General features: G+C 68.1%; 15 protein-coding genes and 1 pseudogene. 13 read left to right on the forward strand and 3 right to left on the reverse strand.

Features of this window, described 5'->3' with window-relative positions:
- Positions 1-77 precede the first annotated feature (77 nt).
- From C1922_RS09080 to C1922_RS09100, 5 genes are all read left to right on the forward strand, one after another.
- Entirely contained in the window at positions 78-3188 is a 3111-nt protein-coding gene (locus C1922_RS09080; RefSeq protein WP_108749447.1) for a response regulator, read from the forward strand.
- A complete protein-coding gene (locus C1922_RS09085; protein WP_108749448.1) occupies positions 3185-4009 on the forward strand; it encodes a CheR family methyltransferase in 825 nt (274 codons plus the stop codon). Before C1922_RS09080 ends, C1922_RS09085 begins: the two co-directional genes overlap by 4 nt.
- Positions 4009-4581, forward strand: a complete 573-nt coding sequence (locus tag C1922_RS09090; protein ID WP_108749449.1) for a chemotaxis protein CheB — start codon at positions 4009-4011, stop codon at positions 4579-4581. Before C1922_RS09085 ends, C1922_RS09090 begins: the two co-directional genes overlap by 1 nt.
- Positions 4578-5717: a hybrid sensor histidine kinase/response regulator gene (locus C1922_RS09095; protein ID WP_108749450.1), complete on the forward strand. Its 1140-nt coding sequence runs from the start codon at positions 4578-4580 to the stop codon at positions 5715-5717. The genes C1922_RS09090 and C1922_RS09095 overlap by 4 nt, the downstream gene beginning before the upstream one ends.
- Positions 5718-5800: 83 nt before the next feature.
- On the forward strand, positions 5801-6220 hold the full coding sequence (locus tag C1922_RS09100) for a BLUF domain-containing protein (RefSeq protein WP_108749451.1): 420 nt from the start codon (positions 5801-5803) through the stop codon (positions 6218-6220).
- 22 nt (positions 6221-6242) lie between these two features.
- On the opposite strand, the gene C1922_RS20660 is transcribed toward C1922_RS09100, so the two are convergent.
- Positions 6243-6422, reverse strand: coding sequence for a hypothetical protein (locus C1922_RS20660; protein ID WP_234413488.1), 180 nt, complete (start codon positions 6420-6422; stop codon positions 6243-6245).
- On the opposite strand from C1922_RS20660, the pseudogene C1922_RS09105 reads away from it, so the two are divergent.
- Positions 6343-7355 (forward strand): annotated as a pseudogene (locus C1922_RS09105) (linear amide C-N hydrolase). The gene C1922_RS20660 and the pseudogene C1922_RS09105 overlap by 80 nt on opposite strands.
- Here the strand turns inward: C1922_RS09105 and C1922_RS09110 are convergent.
- Positions 7352-8152: a DUF6491 family protein gene (locus C1922_RS09110; protein WP_108751544.1), complete on the reverse strand. Its 801-nt coding sequence runs from the start codon at positions 8150-8152 to the stop codon at positions 7352-7354. The pseudogene C1922_RS09105 and the gene C1922_RS09110 sit on opposite strands and share 4 nt — an antisense overlap.
- A 91-nt stretch (positions 8153-8243) precedes the next feature.
- On the opposite strand from C1922_RS09110, the gene C1922_RS09115 reads away from it, so the two are divergent.
- The 5 genes from C1922_RS09115 (at position 8244) to thrC (ending at position 15193) form a co-directional block, all read left to right on the forward strand.
- Positions 8244-8942, forward strand: a complete 699-nt coding sequence (locus tag C1922_RS09115) for an AraC family transcriptional regulator (RefSeq protein ID WP_108749452.1) — start codon at positions 8244-8246, stop codon at positions 8940-8942.
- 212 nt (positions 8943-9154) lie between these two features.
- On the forward strand, positions 9155-10105 hold the full coding sequence (locus C1922_RS09120; protein WP_108751545.1) for a DMT family transporter: 951 nt from the start codon (positions 9155-9157) through the stop codon (positions 10103-10105).
- 356 nt (positions 10106-10461) lie between these two features.
- Positions 10462-12966, forward strand: coding sequence for a bifunctional aspartate kinase/homoserine dehydrogenase I (gene thrA / locus C1922_RS09125; protein WP_108749453.1), 2505 nt, complete (start codon positions 10462-10464; stop codon positions 12964-12966).
- Positions 12963-13877, forward strand: coding sequence for a homoserine kinase (locus tag C1922_RS09130; protein WP_108749454.1), 915 nt, complete (start codon positions 12963-12965; stop codon positions 13875-13877). Before thrA ends, C1922_RS09130 begins: the two co-directional genes overlap by 4 nt.
- Positions 13878-13906: 29 nt before the next feature.
- Positions 13907-15193, forward strand: coding sequence for a threonine synthase (gene thrC / locus C1922_RS09135; RefSeq protein WP_108749455.1), 1287 nt, complete (start codon positions 13907-13909; stop codon positions 15191-15193).
- Positions 15194-15227: 34 nt separating this feature from the next.
- On the opposite strand, the gene C1922_RS09140 is transcribed toward thrC, so the two are convergent.
- Entirely contained in the window at positions 15228-15980 is a 753-nt protein-coding gene (locus tag C1922_RS09140; RefSeq protein ID WP_108749456.1) for a helix-turn-helix domain-containing protein, read from the reverse strand.
- Between the two features lie 139 nt (positions 15981-16119).
- On the opposite strand from C1922_RS09140, the gene hisS reads away from it, so the two are divergent.
- On the forward strand, positions 16120-17514 hold the full coding sequence (gene hisS / locus C1922_RS09145) for a histidine--tRNA ligase (RefSeq protein ID WP_108749457.1): 1395 nt from the start codon (positions 16120-16122) through the stop codon (positions 17512-17514).
- Positions 17515-17886: 372 nt separating this feature from the next.
- The gene (locus C1922_RS09150; RefSeq protein ID WP_108749458.1) at positions 17887-18195 is read left to right on the forward strand and encodes a YerC/YecD family TrpR-related protein; all 309 of its coding nucleotides are present in this window, start codon (positions 17887-17889) and stop codon (positions 18193-18195) included.
- Positions 18196-18223: the final 28 nt, after the last annotated feature.

The raw sequence follows: 18223 nt of genomic DNA on the forward strand, positions 1-18223 counted from the left end.
GTGTGCCATTCGTCGTATGCGGCTGAATGCGACACGGGGTATCCTCATCCCCCTTTTACCGACTGGAAACCACCTGCATGCGTCCTGGTGCAACCGCGCGTGACCGCTGGGTCTGGACGGCTTCGGCCGTGCTGCTGGCGGCAACCGCCGCCATGGAACTGGTAGTGCCGCTGGGCTACGCGGTCTGGCTCGCCTACTTCATGGCCGTGGGTGTGACCGTGTTCCAGCGCAGCGCGCGGGTGCCGTTCATGGTGGCGGTGATCGCCTGCGGGTTGCTGGCCATCGGATACAACGTGGCGCCGGCCAGCAGCAATTCCGCGTTCTCGTTCGTGAACCGCAGCATTGGCGGCGTGGCCTTCCTGATGATCGCGCTGATCGTGTCGCGCGCCATCGAGGCCCGGCGCCAGGCCATGCGCGCGCTGTGGCTGCAGGAGGCCGAGAATGCGGTGGCCTTGAGCCTGCGCGGCGACCTGGGCCCGGAACAGATTGCCGAGGCGGCCATGTCCAGCCTGGCCGTGCAGCTGCAGGCCCAGGTGGGCGCGATGTATCGCCTTGAAGGCGGCCGCCTGCAGTTGACCGGCGGTGTGGCTTTGCCCACTGGCATTGCCGGTGCCGTGGGTCTGCAGGAAGGCCTGCTCGGCCAGGTGGCCCGCGATGGCCGGGTGCTGCACCTCAGTGGTGGCGATGCGCAGGCGCTGGAGCTGCAGTCCAGCCTGGGCCGCATTGCCGTGCGCGAGCGCATCCTGGCGCCGGTCAGCAGCGATGGCAGCCTGGTGGGCGTGATCGAACTGGGGCGCGCCAGCCCGGGCCAGCAGGCCGCGCTGGACACCGAACTGCTGCAGCGCTGTGGCGATACCATCGGCATGGCACTGCGCGCCTCGTTGCTGCGTGCGCAGCTGGTGGTGCTGCTGGAGGAATCGCAGCGCCAGGGCGAGGAACTGCAGGCGCAGCAGGAAGAACTGCGCGTGGCCAACGAAGAGCTGGAAGAGCAGAGCCGCAGCTTGATGCAGTCGCAGGGCCACCTGGAGCAGCAGCAGGCCGAGCTGGAACAGAGCAACGTGCAGCTGGAAGAGCGCACCCACGAACTGGAAGCGCAGAAGCAGGCGTTGCTGGTCGCCCAGGGGCAGCTGGTGCGCAACAGCAACGAGCTGGCCGCCACCTCGCGCTACAAGTCCGAGTTCCTGGCCAACATGTCGCACGAGCTGCGCACGCCGCTGAACAGCTCGCTGATCCTGGCCAAGCTGCTGGCCGACAACAAGGACGGCACGCTGACCGAGGAGCAGGTGAAGTACGCGCGCGCCATCCTGTCGTCCAACAACGATCTGCTGGCGCTGATCAACGACATCCTGGATCTGTCGCGCATCGAAGCCGGCCATGTCGAACTGGCCGATGAAGTGGTGGTGGTGGACAGCGTGCTGCAACGCCTGCGCGAAACCTTCGAACCAATGGCCCGGCAGAAGGGCCTGGCCCTGCAGATCGAAGCCGATGCGCTGGCACCGACCCAGCTGGTGGCCGACAGCCAGCGCCTGCAGCAGATCCTGAAGAATCTGCTGGCCAACGCGCTGAAGTTCACCGAGCACGGCAAGGTCAGCCTGCACGTACGCGCTGGCGGCAACGGCCGGGTGCGTTTCGAAGTGGCCGACAGTGGCATCGGCATTGCCCGCGACCAGCTGCAGGCCATCTTCGAGGCGTTCCGCCAGGCCGATGGCAGCACGCGCCGACGTTACGGTGGCACCGGCCTGGGCCTGTCGATCTCGCGCGACCTGGCCGAGCGCATGGGCGGCGATATCCAGGTGGACAGCGAACCGGGACGGGGCAGCTGCTTCATCCTGGAATTGCCGCTGCAGGGCGCCCCTGCGGTGGCCGAATCGGTACCGCACGCGCCTGCCGAAGTGGCACCCGTTGCCGCTGCGCCTGCCGCGGTGCATGCGCCCGCGCCGCAGCTGGGGGTTGCCCATGGCGCGGCCGCGCCGGTGCGCACCGTGGCCGATGATCGTGGCCAGCGCCGCCATGGCGGCCGCCTGATCCTGGCAGTGGAAGACGATGCCACCTTCGCTGAAGCGCTGGTGGTGCTGGCCCACGAACTGGACTTCGACTGCGTGGTGGCGACCACGGCCGAAGAAGCGCTGGCACTGGCCGTCGAACTGCGTCCCAATGGCATCCTGCTGGACATCGGTCTGCCCGATGTATCCGGCCTGAGCGTGCTGGAACGACTGAAGCGCAACCCCGATACCCGCCATATTCCGGTGCACGTAGTGTCGGCGATGGATCGCAGCCAGGTGGCGCGCGAACTGGGCGCGATCGGTTTTGCGATCAAGCCGACCACCCGCGAACGCCTGGTGGCGGCCATCGAGCAGCTGGAACAGACCAGCCAGCGCGACGTGCGCCGCCTGCTGATCGTGGAAGACGACAGCGACCTGCGCCACAACCTGGAACTGCTGCTGGGCCGCGACCAGCTGCAGATCGTGGCCGTGGGCACCCAGGCCGATGCCTTGCAGCAGCTGAGCACGGTCACCTTCGATTGCATGGTGATGGACCTGGCCCTGCCCGACGGCAGTGGCTACGACCTGCTGGAACACATGGCCGGCAACGATGACGTCGGCTTCCCGCCGGTGATCGTCTACACCGGCCGCGCGCTCAGCCGCGAAGACGAGCAGCGCCTGCGCCGCTATTCGAAGAGCATCATCATCAAGGGCGCGCGTTCGCCCGAGCGCCTGCTCGATGAAGTGACCCTGTTCCTGCACAGCGTGGAAGCCAGCCTGCCCAGCGACCAGCAGCGCCTGCTGCGTGAGGCACGCCGTCGCGACACTGTGCTGGACGGGCGCACCGTGCTGCTGGCCGAGGACGATGTGCGCAACATCTTCGCGTTGTCCAGCGTGCTGGAACCGCTGGGCGTGAGCCTGGAAATCGCGCGCAACGGCCAGGAAGCGGTGGACCGCCTGGCCCAGCGCGAGGTCGATCTGGTGCTGATGGACATCATGATGCCGGAAAAGGATGGCCTGACCGCCATGCGCGAAATCCGTGCGCAGCGGCACCTGCAGGACCTGCCGATCATCGCGCTGACCGCCAAGGCCATGCCCGATGACCGCGAGCGCTGCCTGCAGGCCGGCGCGAACGACTACATCGCCAAGCCCATCGACGTGGACAAGCTGGTATCGCTGTGCCGTGTGTGGTGCTCGCGGCAATGAACGAACAGGCACTGTTCGACCTGGAATTGAAGGTGCTGCTGGAAGCGTTGTACCAGCGCTACCACTACGACTTCCGCAGCTACGCCATCTCGTCGCTGCGGCGGCGGGTGCGCCAGGCCATGCAGCGCTACGAATGCGAGCGCCTGGTGGACCTGCAGCACCGCCTGCTGCACGAGCCGGAGCTGTTCGCCCAGGCCATGCAGTTCTTCACCGTGCAGGTTTCGGAGATGTTCCGTGACCCGGCCTATTTCCGCGAACTGCGCGAGCAGGTGGTGCCGGTGCTGCGCACCTGGCCGTCGGTGAAGCTTTGGGTGGCCGGCTGCAGTACGGGCGAGGAGGTGTGGTCGCTGGCCATCCTGCTGCACGAGGAAGGGCTGCTTGAGCGCAGCATCGTCTACGCCACCGATATCAACCCGGAGGCGTTGGCCACCGCCGAGGCCGGCGCCTATGGCATCGACCGCCTGGCGCAGTTCAGCCGCAATTACCTGGCCGCCGGTGGCACTGGTTCACTCTCTGATTACTACGCCACCGCCTACGATGGCGCGGTGTTCGATCGCCAGCTGCGCCGCAATGTGGTGTTTGCCGACCACAGCCTGGCCACTGACACGGTGTTTTCCGAAGTGCACCTGGTGTCCTGCCGCAACGTGCTGATCTACTTCAACCGCGATCTGCAGGACCGTGCGGTGGGGCTGTTCCGCGAAGCGCTGGTGCACCGGGGCTTCCTGGGCCTGGGCAGCAAGGAGTCGCTGCAGTTCGGCATCCACCACGGCGCGTTCGAAGTCTGCTCGCGCGAACACCGCCTGTACCGGAAGGTGGCCTGATGGCCGAGCCTCGTCCGGCGCTGGTGGTGGTGGGCGCTTCGGCGGGTGGCGTGGCGGCGTTGCAGCAGCTGCTGGGCGCGCTGCCGGCCAGCCTGCCGGTGCCGGTGCTGGTGGTGCTGCATCTGCCGCGGGACCGCAGCAGCCGCATTGCCGAGGTGCTGGCGCCGTACTGCGCCGTGGCCCTGCGCGAGGCCGAAGACAAGCAGCCGCTGCAGCCGGGCACGGTGACCTTTGCGCCGCCGGACTACCACCTGCTGGTGGAAGACACCCAGGCGGTGGCGCTGTCGATGGATGAGCCGGTGCTGTTTTCGCGGCCGGCCATCGATCCGCTGTTCGAATCTGCCGCGGCGGTGTTCGGTACGGGTGTGCTGGCGATACTGCTGACCGGGGCCAGCAGTGATGGAAGCGAAGGCGTGGCCGCGGTGCGCAACGCCGGTGGCCGCGCCTGGCTGCAATGCCCCGAGGAGGCCGAAGCATCGATGATGCCGGCCTCCGCCCTGCAGCACGCCGGCGCCGACGCCGTGCTGTCCCTTGAAACATTGTGCTGTCGCCTGAAGGAAGTTTTCGCATGAACCTGCTGCCGCCCGAGCCTGCCCCGACGCAGTCCCCGGTCAACCTGCTGATCGTCGATGACGTGCCGCAGAACCTGGTGGCCATGCAGGCGCTGCTGCGCCGCGACGGGGTGAACCTGCTGCTGGCCGGTTCCGGCGCACAGGCGCTGGAACTGCTGCTGGAGCACGAAGTGGCGCTGGCGCTGCTGGACGTGCACATGCCCGAGATCGACGGCTTCACCCTGGCCGAGCTGATGCGCGGTTCGCAGCGCAGCCGCGACGTGCCGATCATCTTCCTGACCGCCTCGCCCGACGACCCGGTGCGTGCGTTCAAGGGCTATGAAAGCGGCGCGGTGGATTTCCTGCACAAGCCGGTGGCGCCGCAGGTGATCCTGAGCAAGGTGAGTGTGTTCATCGAGCTCTACCAGCAACGCCAGTTGCTGAAGGCACGCAACGAGGCGCTGGAGCGGGCGCTGAAACTCAACGAGACCATGGCTGCGGTGTTGACTCACGACCTGCGCACGCCGTTGTCGGCCATCCTGCTGTGCGCGGACAAGTTGAGCCTGGAGCTGCCGGCCGACAACGCGTCTGCGCAGCAGACGCTGAAGCACCTGGAGGCCAGCACGGTACGCATGGCGCGCATGGTGGAACAGCTGCTGGACTTCTCGCGCATCCGCACCGGCGGCCTGCGCATGGAGGCAGCAGCGTGTGACCTGGCCGAGGTGACCCGTGCCGTGCTGGCCGAGGCCGGCAGCGCGCATGGCAGCGCCCGCCTGCAGTTCGAACAGGATGGCGACAGCGGCCTGCAGGGCGACCTGGATCGGCTGGGCCAGATCGCGGCGAACCTGGTCGGCAATGCGTTGACCCATGGCGGTGATTCGGCGGTGCAGGTGCAGGTCGATGGTCGCGATGCACATACGGTCACCCTGCGCGTGCGCAACGCGGGCCAGATCGATGCCGCGCTGCTGCCGCGCCTGTTCGAACCGTTCAAGGCCAGCTTCCATCCCAGCAAGGGCCTGGGGCTGGGCTTGTATATCGCCGATCAGTTCGTGCGCGCGCATCACGGGCGGCTGACCGCACGCAACGAGGCGGGCCAGGTGGTATTCGAAGCGATCCTGCCGCGTCGCGTGGATGGGCGTGCCATCGCCGTTTCCTGAATTCTTCAGCAAGTTCCGGCGGCGATTGAGACGCATCCGTCCGCAACTGCTACGGTGGGTGTCTCTCTGGTCAAGGACGCCCCATGCCACTGTGCGCCATCGCCTATGTCAGCCAGGCAAAGGCAGATCTTCCGGTTGAACGCATGCACGCGCTGGTGGACGACGCGGCACGCTTCAACAAGATGGCGGGGGTCACCGGCGTGTTGCTCAACGATGGCAAGCGCTTCCTGCAGTACATCGAAGGCCCGCCCGATGGCATCGATTCGGTGTACGAACGCATCCTGCGCGCGGGCAGTCACCACGATCTGATGGAGCTGGCGCGTGGGCATCTGGGCCAGCGGCAGTTTCCCTATTGGTCGATGCGCGTGCTGCCGGTGGAGGCCTCGCTGCTGCGGCAGTTGGCCGCCGGTGACTGGTCCGGTTTCGCGCGTACGCTGGCAGGGGATACTGGCGGCTCGACCGCCATCGATCTGCTGGCGCAGATCGTGCAGCCGTCGCTGTAACACCCGTCCCGGGCGCACCGCTTCACCCGCAGATCACAAGCGCCGCGCTTTCATCGGCCGATCCCCGGGGAATGGAGCACGACATGGCGCGCATGAAGTGGCAGGGCAGGGCGATGCTGGCAATGGCGCTGGCAGCGGCGGTTTCACCGGCACTGGCGTGTACGCGCGCGGTGTACCTGGGGGACAGCGGCGATGTGATCACCGCCCGCTCCATGGACTGGAAGGTGGACGTGGCCACCAACCTGTACGTGCTGCCACGGGGCATTGAAGCAACGGCCAGGCCGGGCCAAAGTCGATTGCCTGGAAGGCGCGCTACGGCAGCGTGGTGGCGACCGGCTACGATGTGTCCACCACCGATGGCATGAACGAAAAGGGCCTGGTGGCCAATCTGCTGTGGCTGGTGGAATCGGAATACCCCAAGAGCCGCGGCAACAAGCCGGGCCTGGCCATATCGCTGTGGGCGCAGTATGTGCTGGACAACTTCGCGACGGTGCAGGAGGCGGTGGCCGCGCTGGAACGCGAGCCGTATTCCATCGTGACAGACAAGGTGCCCGGCGAAGACCGCCAAGCCACGCTGCACCTGTCCCTGTCCGATGCCAGCGGTGACAGCGCCATCGTCGAGTACATCGGCGGACGCCAGGTGATCCACCACGACCGCCGCTACCAGGTGATGACCAACTCGCCCATCTTCGATGAGCAGTTGGCCCTGAACACCTACTGGCAGCAGATCGGCGGCACGGTGATGCTGCCCGGTACCAACCGTTCGGCCGACCGCTTCGCGCGTGCCTCGTTCTACATCAATGCCATTCCCAAGGCCGAAGACCCGGTGGTGGCGCTGGCCAGTGTGTTCAGCGTGATCCGCAATGCATCGGTGCCCTACGGCATCACCACGCCGGGCGAGCCGAACATTTCTTCCACCCGCTGGCGCACGGTGGCCGACCACAAGCGGCGCCTGTATTTCTTCGAGTCGGCGCTCACGCCCAATACGTTCTGGGTGGACCTGAACAAGATCGACTTCGCCGGGCCGGTACTGAAGCTGGACCTGGGCCCGGACCAGCGCAACACCTTTGCCGGCGATGCACTGTCCCATTTCCAGCCCAGCAAGCCGTTCGCGTTCCTGGGCACCGACGGCTAGGGCGCGGCCGGGCCTTTGCTGTCGCTCGGGTAGACGGCCAGGATATCGCAGCCCGGGCGCGCGAAGCGCGGGCCGTAGGAGCGGGCATCGTTCTCGATGCCCGACGGCTGCAGCACGATGCGATCGCGCGGATTGCCGCAGATCAGCCCGTTCTGGAACCCGGACTGGAAATCGACCTCGGTGGCGCCGGCCAGGATCGAGCAGCTGCTGGCCAGTTCAACCGTGTAATAGCGGTGCCCACCGTTGCGGCGTGGGTTGGTTTCCACCACCACGCCTTCGGGGGTTTCGCTCCAGCCGCGCACGTGGCGGGTGGCAAAGCAGACGGCCGATGAGGTCTGGAAGGTGTGTCGTCTGCGATCGTCGGTGCGGCGCGCCGCGCCCTTGGCTTCCACCATGACCGTAGGCAGGGTATCGGCGAACTGGCGGCTGCTTTCACGCGCGGTGAGGGCGAAGCTGCGGTTGTCGATGGGCGTGACCGCGCTCACCGCGCAACGGCGGCCATCGACCACCACCTGTTCGCCCGGTGTGCCGCAGGCCCAGCCCTGTGGTGCTTCCAGACGCAGTGCTTCGGCTTGGTTCACGCCGGTGCAGGCGGTGCTGAAGTCGATGCGAAAGGCGCGGTCGCGGCCATCGCGCACGGCAATGGATCCGGCAGCATCCTGTTCAACCTGCTGCACGCTGCGGGCATCCACGCAGTGCGCCGCGGGTGGCGTGCGCGCTTCCTGTGCGCGCAGGGAAGACGGCGGCGGGCTGGCCAGAAGCAGCGCCAGGGCGATCGGCAGCAGACGTTCCTTCATCGTGCGATCCCGGTGGGTGTGGATGGCGCCGACCATAGCATGGGCTGATGGCAGTATTGCCGCCGCCTGGCGGCACGCGCACACTGCGCCGATGGGCGCGATCTTCCACCTGCGGCACTACGGCCAGGCCACCGGTCTGGACCGGCACGACTACGCGCAGTGGGTGCTGCCGCTGCAGGGCGAACTGCAGTTCGAAATGGAAGGCCATGGCGGCCGGCTGGACCTGCTGCAGGGCGCCTTCGTGGCCGCCGGCGAGGCGCATGACCAGATGGCGCAAGGGCCGAACGGTTTCGTGATCGTCGATTGCGGCCCGGGCGTGTTGGACGATGCAACCCAGGAGCACCTGTGCCGGCAACGCTGGCTGCACCTGCCGCAGCGCCTGCGCCAGCGCCTGGCCCATGTGCAGGCGGGGCAGGCGGTGCCGGAACTGCTGCCGGACCTGTTGCATGCGTTCGCCCCGGCCGGCAGTGGTGCGCGGCTGCAGGGCCTGTGCGCGGCGGTGCAGCGCGAACCTGGCCAGCCGTGGCCGGTGGCGCGCATGGCGGGGTTTGTCGGGGTGAGTGAAAGTCGCCTGCATGCGCTGTTCCTGGGTGAATTCGGGGTCAGCCCGCAGGCTTGGCTGAGTGCCAACCGGTTGCGCTGGGCCAAGCACCAGCTGTTGACCAGTACCGCGCCGATCAGCCAGATCGCGCTGGCCGCCGGTTATTCGGAACAGAGCGCGCTGACCCGTGCGCTGCGCCGGGAAACCGGGATGACCCCGGCAGCGTGGCGGCGGGGCGAAACGCCCTGACCAGGGCGGTCAATCGCTTTGGTAGCGTCGAGCTTGCTCGACGGCCCTTGCTGGAACGCCGTCGAGCAAGCTCGACGCTACGAAGAGCGGGGGCAACAGCCGCCGGGCGGGGCAAGCGCGGTCGCGACGGGGTGGGGCAGTAGCCTCGGTCAAGACGCGCACCGCAGCGCCGCCTACACTGCGCGGCCTGTCCTTCCCCCGACGATGTGTTCATGCGCAACAACCCGATGGCCCTGGGCATCGCCAATGGCGTTGCTGCCGGCGCGCTGTGGGGCGTGGTCTTCCTCGCTCCGGCCGTGCTGCTTTCGTTCAATGCGCTGCAGCTGTCGGCCGGCCGCTATCTGGTCTACGGCCTGATTGCGCTGGTGCTGCTGCTGCCGCGCTGGAAGCGGCTGGCACCGAAACTGGGCCGCGCCGAATGGCGGGGCCTGCTGTGGCTCAGCCTGGCCGGCAACCTGGTGTACTTCCTGCTGCTGGCTACCGCCGTGCAGTGGGCCGGTGGTGCGGCGGCCTCGCTCATCGTCGGGCTGATCCCGGTGGTGGTGACCCTGGTGGGTGTGCGCGAGCAGGGTGCGGTGCCGCTGAAGCAGTTGTTGCCGGCGCTGGGGCTGTGCGTGCTCGGGGTCATCCTGGTGGGCTGGGAGGCGCTGATGTCCGAACACCTGGCCACGCCGTGGCGGCAGCGCGTGCTGGGCCTGGTATGTGCGTTTGGTGCGCTGTTCTCGTGGGCCGTGTATTCGGTGGGCAACAGCCGCTGGCTGGCGCGGCGGCCCGATCTTTCCAGCCATGACTGGTCCATGCTGACTGGTGTGACCACCGGCGGCCTGGCCCTGTTGCTGGTGCCGATGGCGTTCACTGGCCAGAGCGCGGCGCACAGCCCGGCGCAGTGGACGCTGTTCTGGAGCATCAGTGCCGGCGTGGCGGTGTTTGCTTCGCTGATCGGCAATGCCTTCTGGAACCGCGCCAGCCGTCTGCTGCCGCTCACCCTGACCGGGCAGATGATCGTGTTCGAAACGCTGTTCGCGCTGCTGTACGCGTTCGCCTGGCAATGGCGCTGGCCAACCCTGCTGGAGGCGCTGGCCATCGTCTGCCTGGTGGCCGGGGTGCTGCTGTGTGCACACGCACACCGGGCCCCGCGCGCGATCGCCGAACATGTCGGCTGATTGCGCGCCGTGCGCGACCTGATCGTCGCTTCGTCACAGATGCAACCAAATGGCGGCACGTTGGCAGATGATCGCTGCAGGAGAATTTTGCGCTGCAACACTTGACAGCGCCCCGGCGCACGGTGTTTTCTGTGCGCCATGGTTCTCGATGCCGCCCTCGCCAGCCTGATCGCCCCCGCTACTGCGGGCCGCTCGACTGCGCCGGTCGCCATTACCACCATTACCACCACCACCGTCACCACTGCCCTGGTGCGGCCCGTCGTCTCGTGTAACTCCCGAAAACCACGGCCCCGCACCATCCAGGTGGCGGGGAAACTCGACACCTGCATGCGACGGGGCCTCCCAATGAGGTCTGCATGTCCGCCAACGCCCCCGCCCATTCCGCTGCCCACCTCGATCTGGCCGCGCCGTCTACTGTCGTGCACAAGTTCGGCGGCACGTCGGTGGCCGATGCCGAGCGCTATCGCCACGTAGCCGGCCTGCTGCTGGCCCGCCCTGAAGCACTGCAGGTCACCGTGGTGTCGGCCATGAAGGGCGTGACCGATGCGCTGATCGAACTGGCCCAGCTGGCCGCGCGCGGCGACGCCGGCTGGCGCGATGCCTGGCATGCGGTGCGTGCGCGGCACCGCGGCGCGGCCGTGGCGCTGCTGGGCGAGCAGGTGGGCGAGACGGTGGAATGGATCGACGCGCGCTTTGACCAATTGGCCGATGTGCTGGCCGCACTGGCGGTGATCGGCGAACTGCCGCGCGAGGTGCTGGACCGCGTGCAGGGCCTGGGCGAAGTGTTTTCCGCGCAGCTGCTGGGCAGCCACCTGCGGGCGCTGGGCGAGGACTGCGCGGTGCTGGATGCGCGCGACGTGCTGGTGGTCGGGCACGGCGAACTGGGCGTGGACGTGGACTGGGAGGCCAGCGCCGACCGGCTGGCCAACTGGCGCCTGCAGCACCCGCAGGCGCGGGTGGTGGCCACCGGTTTCGTGGCACGTGACCGCCAGGATCGCATCACCACGCTGGGCCGCAACGGCAGCGACTATTCCGGCGCGATCTTCGCCGCCTTGTTCAACGCCGATGAGCTGCATATCTGGACCGATGTGGACGGCGTGCTGTCGGCCGACCCACGGCTGGTGCCCGAGGCGGTGCAGCTGGAAGCGCTGAGCTACGACGAAGCCTGCGAACTGGCTTACTTCGGCGCCAAGGTGGTGCACCCGCAGACGATGTCGCCGGCAATCCGCCTGGGCATGCCGATCATCATCCGCAACACCTTCCAGCCCCTGCATCCGGGCACGCGCATCAGTGCCGAGCGCTCGCCGCGTGGGCCGGTGAAGGGGCTGACGCTCAGCCCCGGCCTGGCCCTGTTGAACCTGGAAGGCACCGGCCTGATGGGCGTGCCGGGTACCGCCGAACGGGTGTTCTCTGCACTGCGCCAGGCCCATGTATCGGTGGTGATGATCTCGCAGGGGTCGTCGGAACATTCGATCTGCTGCGTGGTGCGCGGCGCCGAGGCCGCGCGTGGCCGCGAGGCGCTGCTGCAGGCGTTTGCCCACGAACTGTCGGTGGGGCAGGTGCAGCGGGTGCAGGTGAGCGACGAAGTGAGCGTGCTGGCCGCGGTGGGTGACGGCATGGCCGGCCAGCCGGGCGTGGCCGCGCGCCTGTTCGAAGCGCTGGGCCGCGCCCAGGTGAACATCCTGGCCATCGCCCAGGGCTCGTCCGAGCGCAATATCTCCGTGGCCGTGTCCAGCGCCGATGCGCCGCGTGCGTTGCGCGCTGCGCATGCAGGATTCTGGCTGTCGCCGCAGACCTTCGCGGTGGGCGTGATCGGTCCGGGTAACGTGGGTGCGGCCTTGCTGGACCAGCTGTTGGCCGCGCGGCCGCAGCTGCTGTCCAAGGCCAATGTCGATCTGCGCGTGCGTGCGCTGGCCTCACGCTCGCGCATGCGCCTGGAAGCGGAGGTGCTGCATGCCGACTGGCGTGCCGCGCTGAATGATAGCGGCCAGGCCAGTGATCTGGATGCCTTCACCGAACACCTGCTGGCCGCGCACCTGCCGCATGCCGTGGTGATCGACTGCAGCGGCAGTGCCGAGGTGGCCGAGCGCTATGCCGACTGGCTGGCTGCCGGCATCCACGTGGTGACCCCGAACAAACAGGCCGGCGCCGGGCCGCTGGCGCGCTACCAGCGCATCCGCGCGGCGGCCGCGGCCAGTGGTGCGCGCTTCCGCTATGAAGCCACGGTGGGCGCAGGCCTGCCGGTGATCACCACGCTGCGCGACCTGGTGGACACCGGCGATGAAGTGCTGGCGATCGAAGGCATCTTCTCCGGCACGCTGGCCTGGCTGTTCAACCGTTTCGACGGCAGCCAGCCGTTCTCGGAACTGGTGGCGCAGGCACGTGGGATGGGCTACACCGAACCGGACCCGCGCGATGACCTGTCCGGCGTGGACGTGGCGCGCAAGCTGGTGATCCTGGCCCGCGAGGCCGGGCATGCGCTCAGCCTGGAACAGGTGCAGGTGGAAAGCCTGGTGCCGACGGCACTGCGCGCGGGCAGCGTGGACGATTTCATGGCGCGCCTGGGCGACTCGGATGCAGAACTGCTGGCCCGCCTGCAGGCCGCGCGCCAGCGTGGTGCCGTGCTGCGCTATGTCGCGCGGCTGGGCGCCGATGGTGCGTCGGTGGGCCTGCAGGAGCTGCCGGCCGAGCACGCCTTTGCCAACCTGCGGCTGACCGATAACGTGGTGCAGTTCCGTACCCGCCGTTACTGCGACAACCCGCTGGTGGTGCAGGGCCCGGGCGCTGGCCCGGAAGTGACCGCCGCCGGCGTGTTTGCCGACCTGCTGCGGGTGGCCGCCGGTGAAGGAGCGCGGCTGTGATCGCACGTGCATTCGCGCCGGGCTCGGTGGCCAACGTGGCCGTGGGCTTCGACATCCTCGGCCACGCCATTGCCGGGGTGGGCGATACGGTAACCGTGCGTCGCATCGTCGACCCGCTGGTGCGCATCGATGCGATCCGCGGCAGCGAAGTTGCATTGCCGTTGGACGCAGCCGGCAACACCGCCGGTGCGGCGCTGATGTCGCTGCGTGAAGCGTTGGGCCTGGAGTTCGGCTTCGCCATCGAAATCGACAAGGGCATTCCGTTCGGCTCGGGCATGGGCGGTTCGGCGGCCTCGTGCGTGGCTGCATTGGTGGCGGCCAACGCGTTGCTGGATTCGCCGCTGCCACGCGCGGCGCTGTACCCGCATGCGCTGGATGGCGAAGCGGTGGCCAGTGGCGGCCGCCACGGCGACAACGTGGGCCCGCTGCTGCTGGGCGGGCTGGCGCTGTGCACCGCCGACCGGTTGGTGCCGGTGCCGGTGCCGGCCAGTTGGCACAGCCTGCTGGTGCACCCGCAGGCCGTGCTGGAAACGCGGCGTGCGCGGCAGGCGCTGCAGGGCAGCTATGCCCTGGGCGAGTTCGTTGCGCAGAGTGCCAACCTGGCACTGGTACTGAGCGGCTGCCATCGCAGTGATCCGGAGCTGGTGCGGGCCGGCCTGCGTGATGTGCTGGTGGAGCCGCGACGCGCCGGCCTGATTGCCGGCTTCGATGCCGCCAAGGAGGCGGCACTGGCGGCGGGGGCGATGGGCGCCGGCATTTCCGGTGCCGGCCCCAGCGTGTTCGCCTGGTTCGACGATGCCGACCGCGCGCGGGCCGCGGCGGCGCCGGTGCGTGCCGCGTTCGCGGCTGCCGGCCTGGACAGCGAGGCCTGGGTCTCGCCGCTCGATGCACCGGGAGCCCACCTGTGCTGAATCCTTCCCCCCTTCTGGAAACCGACGTGATGCATTTCGTATCGACCCGCGGCCAATCACCTGCCGTTGGCCTGAGTGCGGCCATTGCCGCCGGGCTGGCCCCCGATGGCGGCCTGTACGTGCCCGAGCGCCTGCCGTCGCCGCGTGTGCTGCAGGCCGGCGCAACCCTGGCCGACACCGCAGCGGATCTGCTGGCACCGTTCTTCGCCGGTGATGCGCTGGCCGATGCGCTGCCGGCAATCTGCCGGCAGGCTTTTGATTTCCCCGTGCCGCTGCGTGCGCTGGGCAATGGCGACCATGTGCTGGAGCTGTTCCATGGGCCCACGGCCGCGTTCAAGGACATCGGCGCGCGCTTCCTGGCCGGTGCGTTGTCGCGCCTGCAGGCCGGCAAGGACCGCGATCTGACCATCGTGGTGGCAACATCCGGCGACACCGGTGCGGCCGTGGCCGCGGCCTTCCATCAGCAGCCGGGCGTGCGCGTGGTGGTGCTGTATCCCGACGGCCGCGTCTCGCCGCGCCAGGCACACCAGCTGGGCTGCTTCAGTGACAACATCCAGGCGCTGCGGGTGGCCGGTTCGTTCGATGACTGCCAGGCCATGGCCAAGCAGGCGCTGGCCGACACCGCGCTGCAGGCGCACCTGCCGCTCAGTTCGGCCAACAGCATCAGCCTGGGCCGCCTGCTGCCGCAGATGAGCTACTACGCCCATGCCGCGCTGGTGCACCATGCGCAGAGCGGGCGCCGCCTGAACCTGGTGGTGCCGACCGGCAACCTGGGCAATGCGATGGCGGCCGTATTGGCGCGGGCGCTGGGTGTGCCGATCGGGCAGATGGTGCTGGCCACCAACGCCAATGCGGTGTTGCCGGCCTACTTCAACGGTGGCGATTACCAGCCGCAGGCCAGCGTGGCCACCGTGGCCAACGCCATGGATGTCGGCGCGCCCAGCAATTTCGAGCGCCTGCGCTGGCTGTACAACGAGGACGACGCCGAACTGCGTGCAGCGTTCCGTGCGTTCAGCGTGGATGATGTGACGATCCGCGCGACCATCGCCAGCGAACATGCCAGCCATGGCGAACTGTTCTGCCCGCACACGGCCACGGCAGTGAAGGTGCTGCGCGATCTGCGCGTGCGCGGTGCCAAGGGTGACTGGGCGGTGGTGGCCACGGCGCACCCGGCCAAGTTCGAGGCGGTCGTGGAGCCGTTGATCGGTGAAGCGGTGGCGGTGCCGCCGGCACTGGATGCGCTGCTGCAGCGCCCGGTGCATGCCGAGCCGTTGCCGGCCGATTACAACGCGTTGCGCGAGCGGTTGTTGCGTTGATCAAACGGCGCCGGGCCATGCCCGGCGGCCGCGGTCACATCAGCCCGTCACCGGCCAGCGCACGCAGGCCGTCTTCGTCCTGGATCTCCACCACGTTCAGATGGGGCAGGGCGATCAGGCCCTGCTGGCGCAGCTTGGTGAAGGTGCGGCTGACCGTTTCCATGGTCAGGCCCAGATGGTCGGCGATATCGCCGCGGCCCATCGGCAGCTGCACGCGCAGGCCGTCGCCGCCCAGACGGGCCTCGCGTGCGGCCAGGCGCAGCAGGAAATCGGCCAGTTTCTCTGACGGTTGCAGACGGGCCAGGGCCAACGCGGCGTCCTGAGCGGCGTCCAGTTCCTGGCAGGCGCGTTGCAGCAGTTTGCGCTCCAGGTGCGGGTAACGCCCGCGCAGGGCCCGCATCTGCGGCATCGCTACCCGGCACACGCGGCTGTCCGCAATGGCTTCGATATCGTAGCGGTGGTGGTCGCTGCCACTCAGGCCAAGGTAATCGCCGGGCAGCACGAAGCCGCTGATCTGACGGCGGCCATCGGCCAGGGTGCGCACCAGGCGCAGCGCACCGGCAGTCAATGTATAGACATGCAGGCGCTCTTCGCCGCTGCGGGCCAGCGTACTGCCCACGGCCACCTGCTGCGACACCGTAACCTGTTCCAGCGCCTGCACCTCGTCGGGCGACAGCGCCGAACACACCGCCAGATGCCGCACCGAGCAGTGCAGGCAGTCCAGCGTGGTGCAGGACGACGCAGCGGAGGAGGGATCAGCGGGCAGGGCGCCGTCGGGCCGGGACATGGTGCAGGGGCAGATCGCGGGCGGGGGAGGGCCTTATGATACTTCATGCGGCCAGACGGCCCCTGATCGGCGCCTGAGCGATGCGGGGCGCTAGAATGTCGCCCCCTCCCACGTTCCCGTTCCTGCAGGAGTTTGCCCCGTGATCAAGCCCCGTACCCCGCCCGGCACCCTTGAACTGTTGCCGCGCGAGCAGATTGCGTTCCAGCGCATGCTGGACGTCATCCGCCGCAACTACGAGCGCTTCGGGTTCCTGCCGGTGGAAACCCCGGTGTTCGAGCTGTCCGATGTGCTGCTGACCAAGTCCGGCGGCGAGACCGAGCGCCAGGTGTACTTCGTGCAGTCCACCGGTGCGCTGGCCAATGCGGCCGAGTCGGGCGACCGTTCGCTGCCGGAGATGGCGCTGCGTTTCGACCTGACCGTGCCGCTGGCCCGCTACGTGGCCGAGCACGAGCACGAGCTGACCTTCCCGTTCCGTCGCTACCAGATGCAGCGCGTGTACCGCGGCGAGCGTGCCCAGCGTGGCCGCTTCCGCGAGTTCTACCAGTGCGATATCGACGTGATTGGCAAGGACAGCCTGAGCGTGCGCTACGACGCCGAAGTGCTGGCCGTCATCCACGCCGTGTTCTCCGAGCTGCGCATCGGTGATTTCAGCATCCAGCTGAACAACCGCAAGCTGATGCGCGGTTTCTTCGAAAGCCTGGGCGTGGCCGAGGGCGAGCGCCAGCTGGCCGTGCTGCGCGAAGTGGACAAGCTGGACAAGCGCGGCGCCGATTACGTGCGCGACACGCTGGTGGGCGAGGGCTTCGGGATTCCGGCCGAACAGGTCGAGAAGATCCTGGCGTTCGTGGCTGTGCGGTCGCAGGGCCATGCCGATGCGCTGGCCCAGCTGGCTGCCCTGGAAGCCAATGCCGCATCGTCGGAAACCCTGCGCAACGGCGTGGCCGAGCTGCGCGAAGTGCTGCAGCTGGTGCAGGCGCTGGGCGTGCCGGAAAGCGCGTACTGCCTGAACTTCTCCATCGCCCGCGGCCTGGATTACTACACCGGTACCGTGTACGAAACCACGCTGACCGACCACCCGCAGATCGGCTCGATCTGCTCGGGCGGCCGTTACGAAGACCTGGCCAGCCACTACAGCAAGTCCAAGCTGCCGGGCGTGGGCATTTCCATCGGCCTGTCGCGCCTGTTCTGGCAGCTGCGCGAAGCCGGCCTGATCGACGGCATCGAGGCCAGCAGCGTGCAGGCGCTGGTGGCGCTGATGGACGAGCAGGGCATGGCGCAGTCGCTGGACATCGCCCGCCGCCTGCGCAGCGGTGGCATCAACACCGAAGTGCAGATGGAGCCGAAGAAGATCGGCAAGCAGTTCCAGTACGCGGCAAAGGCCGGCATCCGCTTCGTGGTGCTGGCAGGCGAGGACGAACTGGCGCGCGGCGTGGTGGCGGTGAAGGACCTGGTGCGCGAGCAGCAGTTCGAAGTCTCGCGCGACGAACTGGCCAGCACCCTGCAGGTCGAGCTGGAACAGTCGAAGGTGATGTGACTGCCCACGGCAGCACCGAGACGGTCCACGAAACGCCCACCACCCGGTGGGCGTTTTCGTTTCCAGGAAAAGCAGTCGAGCATGGCTCGACTCTACAAAAGCCTGTTCGGACCCCGGGCTCTTCCAACAGCTCGCAGGAAACTGTCGAAGGCGCGGTGGGTCCGGTTGAGGGGGCGTGTTTACGCCGTCCCCCTCAACCGGACCCACCCCCCAACCCTCAGTAACCCAGCTTTTGCCGTTGCTTCGGCTCTGGCTTCTGCTTTGGCAGGTGCAGGGCGCAGCCCTGCCACGACCAACCCACGATTTGACGCACTGCGCAAGAATGCGTTAATGTACTAGCGCGCTATTACATTGATGCAAGAAATCCTCCCCGTGAAAGCCCGCCCCGACATCGCCGCCAAAGACCCGCAGGCCGACCTCGACTCCCTGGCCCAGGCCTTTGCCGCCCTGCGCGAACCCGACCAGGTGCTCGCCTTCCTGCGCGACCTCTGCACCCCGGCCGAACTGGAAGCCATGGCCGACCGCTGGAAGGTCGTCCCCCTGCTGCAGCAGGGCGTGCCCTACCGCGAGATCCACGAGCGCACCGGGGTCAGCGTGACCACCACCGGACGGGTGGCGCGCACGCTCGAGCATGGCCATCGAGGTTATGCCGCCGCCATCGACCGCCTTGCTTCGCGCTGATCCGCGCCCCGTTCCGAACTTCGAGACT

The sequence above is a fragment of the Stenotrophomonas sp. ZAC14D2_NAIMI4_7 genome (assembly GCF_003086675.1).
Lineage (GTDB): Bacteria > Pseudomonadota > Gammaproteobacteria > Xanthomonadales > Xanthomonadaceae > Stenotrophomonas.

Coding starts and splice junctions, on each gene's coding strand:
- C1922_RS09080 (WP_108749447.1), top strand. CDS start 78: ATGCGTCCTGGTGCAACCGCGCGTGACCGCTGGGTCTGGACGGCTTCG.
- C1922_RS09085 (WP_108749448.1), top strand. CDS start 3,185: ATGAACGAACAGGCACTGTTCGACCTGGAATTGAAGGTGCTGCTGGAA.
- C1922_RS09090 (WP_108749449.1), top strand. CDS start 4,009: ATGGCCGAGCCTCGTCCGGCGCTGGTGGTGGTGGGCGCTTCGGCGGGT.
- C1922_RS09095 (WP_108749450.1), top strand. CDS start 4,578: ATGAACCTGCTGCCGCCCGAGCCTGCCCCGACGCAGTCCCCGGTCAAC.
- C1922_RS09100 (WP_108749451.1), top strand. CDS start 5,801: ATGCCACTGTGCGCCATCGCCTATGTCAGCCAGGCAAAGGCAGATCTT.
- C1922_RS09110 (WP_108751544.1), bottom strand. CDS start 8,152: ATGAAGGAACGTCTGCTGCCGATCGCCCTGGCGCTGCTTCTGGCCAGC.
- C1922_RS09115 (WP_108749452.1), top strand. CDS start 8,244: ATGGGCGCGATCTTCCACCTGCGGCACTACGGCCAGGCCACCGGTCTG.
- C1922_RS09120 (WP_108751545.1), top strand. CDS start 9,155: ATGCGCAACAACCCGATGGCCCTGGGCATCGCCAATGGCGTTGCTGCC.
- thrA (WP_108749453.1), top strand. CDS start 10,462: ATGTCCGCCAACGCCCCCGCCCATTCCGCTGCCCACCTCGATCTGGCC.
- thrC (WP_108749455.1), top strand. CDS start 13,907: ATGCATTTCGTATCGACCCGCGGCCAATCACCTGCCGTTGGCCTGAGT.
- C1922_RS09140 (WP_108749456.1), bottom strand. CDS start 15,980: ATGTCCCGGCCCGACGGCGCCCTGCCCGCTGATCCCTCCTCCGCTGCG.